The sequence below is a fragment of the Bacillus sp. JJ722 genome (assembly GCF_036963345.1).
Classification (GTDB): Bacteria; Bacillota; Bacilli; order Bacillales; family DSM-1321; genus Bacillus_AD.
On record NZ_JBALMO010000333.1, the window covers coordinates 1 to 2399 of the forward strand.

Sequence of the window (2399 nt, forward strand, 5' to 3'; positions counted from 1 at the left end):
AGATAAAGGAAACACGAAAAGCCGGTAGGCGATTCAATGTTGACTTATCGTAGGGAGGTTGGCGAAATCCATTAGGAGCTGGGCGCTGAAGCTAGACACCGCGCAAAATTATATCTTTTAAAAAGGAGCAAATTTATGAATCAAGAGTCTTTAGCTTTATATAAAACGTTAACAGAACTTCCGGGTGCGTCTGGATTTGAACATGAAGTAAGAAGATTTATGCGAAAAGAGCTTGAAAAATATAGTGATGAAATTGTCCAAGATGGATTAGGTAGCATATTTGGCGTTAAGGTTGGCGATGAGAATGGTCCTACTGTTATGGTTGGTGGTCATATGGATGAAGTAGGCTTTATGGTTACATCTATTACAGCCAATGGGATGCTTCGCTTTCAAACGCTTGGTGGATGGTGGAGCCAAGTGCTATTAGCACAGCGTGTGAATGTTATTACAGATCAAGGTCCTGTTGTCGGTGTCATCGCATCTATTCCACCTCACTTATTAGATGAGGCACAACGTTCTAAGCCAATGGATATTAAAAATATGCTAATTGATGTCGGCGCTGATGATGCAGAGGATGTAAAGAGAATGGGTATCAAGCCAGGGCAACAAATCGTTCCTATTTGTCCATTTACTCCAATGGCAAATAGTAAAAAAATCATGGCAAAAGCCTGGGATAATCGTATTGGTTGTGGTTTAGCCATTGAACTATTAAAAAATGTACAAGGTGAAAAATTGCCAAATATTTTATACTCAGGAGCTACAGTTCAAGAAGAAGTAGGATTAAGAGGGGCACAAACGGCCGCAAACTTGATTAAACCAGATATTTTCTACTGTTTAGATGCGAGTCCTGCTAATGATTCTTCTGGAGACAAAGAGGCATTTGGACAGCTTGGCAAAGGAACATTACTTCGAATCTACGATCGCTCTATGATTACACATAAAGGTATGCGTGAGTTCTTATTAGATACTGCTGAAGCGAATAAGATTCCTTATCAATATTTTGTTTCACAAGGTGGTACGGATGCTGGTCGCGTTCACACTAGTAATGATGGCGTTCCAAGTGCTTTTGTTGGCGTTTGTTCTCGCTATGTACATACGCATGCTTCTATTATTTCAGTTGATGATTATGAAGCTGCAAAGGAATTATTAACAACACTAGTAAGAAAAACAGATGCATCGACTGTAAAAACGATAAAAGGCATGTAATTGCTAAAAGGAAAGGATTTGAACATTCAGTCATGATTATTGCAATTGGAAGTGAAAATCCAGCCAAGGTAGAAGCGGTTTATAATGCAGTAGGAACTGATGGAAATCTGTTTATTGTTGCGAATGTACCTTCAGGTGTATCTGCTCAACCTTTCTCTGATGAAGAAACAATTAAGGGTGCCATTAATCGAGCAAAGAAGAGTTTAATGGAGACTAACGGTCAAATTGGCATTGGGTTAGAAGGGGGAGTTGTAGAAACTCCATTTGGATTATTTCTATGTAATTGGGGCGCCCTTGTTACTGAAAGTCAAAATCCTATTATTGCAGGTGGTGCAAGAATACCTTTGCCAGAAGAAATTGCTACTCGTTTAAGACAAGGTGAAGAATTAGGTCCTGTTATGGATGAATATACAATGAAGAAGAATATTCGGAAAAAAGAAGGAGCCATTGGAGTCTTTACAAATGAAGAAATTTCACGGATTGTCATGTTTGAGCACATTGTGAAAATGTTAATCGGACAATATGAGTATCAACATCTTAATCATAACTAAAATACGTTAATTTTTACTGAAAACTAGTAATAAGTTTAAAAGAATGGGTAAACTATTTTGTAAAAGGTATGTTAATTTGAGGTGAATCAAGCCATGGTAAGAAAAAACATAATGCTTCTTGTTCTTATGAGTATGTTGCTTATTGCTGGAGTAGCATGCTCGGCAAATATAGAGGAAGAAAAGGTCACAGCGATTGATTCAGCAAAGAAAGCGTTCANNGGACAAATGAAAAAAGTAGTAGTACAAAATTTTATCTGCCTTTAGGATATAAGATTGAAAAAGAGGAAGAACATAATATTATTCTTCATAAGGGAGATAATCCTGTAATTATTTTTATCAACCCTAATGAAGGTAGCAACAGTAAATCGCTTAGCCAAAGAATTGAAAAGAATAAAGATGATTATTTAGCTTACGAGATCTTTAAGCAAGATAATCGCGTCGGATTTGCAGCTATAAAGGAAATAACTGATGATGAATATGAAATAACAACCGGTGTTGGTGGAGTCAAAGTAACTTCGCAAACAAAGGTAAAAGATCTTGCAAAGTATGCGGAAGATATGATGGATATAGCTTCGTCTATTAAGCAGAAAGAGAAATAATCATTGGAGCACAAAGAGGCTGTTCTAAAAGTGATTTTCAATC

Annotated in this window: 2 protein-coding genes; both read left to right on the forward strand. The window is 37.0% G+C overall.

Features of this window, described 5'->3' with window-relative positions; genetic code table 11:
• Window positions 1-135 precede the first annotated feature (135 nt).
• Window positions 136-1206 (forward strand): M42 family metallopeptidase, encoded by a 1071-nt coding sequence (locus V7014_RS25395; RefSeq protein ID WP_335511605.1) that lies wholly within the window; start codon window positions 136-138, stop codon window positions 1204-1206.
• A 32-nt stretch (window positions 1207-1238) separates the two neighbouring features.
• A complete protein-coding gene (locus V7014_RS25400) occupies window positions 1239-1757 on the forward strand; it encodes a DUF84 family protein (RefSeq protein ID WP_335511607.1) in 519 nt (172 codons plus the stop codon).
• Window positions 1758-2399 lie beyond the last annotated feature (642 nt).

Coding starts and splice junctions, on each gene's coding strand:
- V7014_RS25395 (WP_335511605.1), top strand. CDS start 136: ATGAATCAAGAGTCTTTAGCTTTATATAAAACGTTAACAGAACTTCCG.
- V7014_RS25400 (WP_335511607.1), top strand. CDS start 1,239: ATGATTATTGCAATTGGAAGTGAAAATCCAGCCAAGGTAGAAGCGGTT.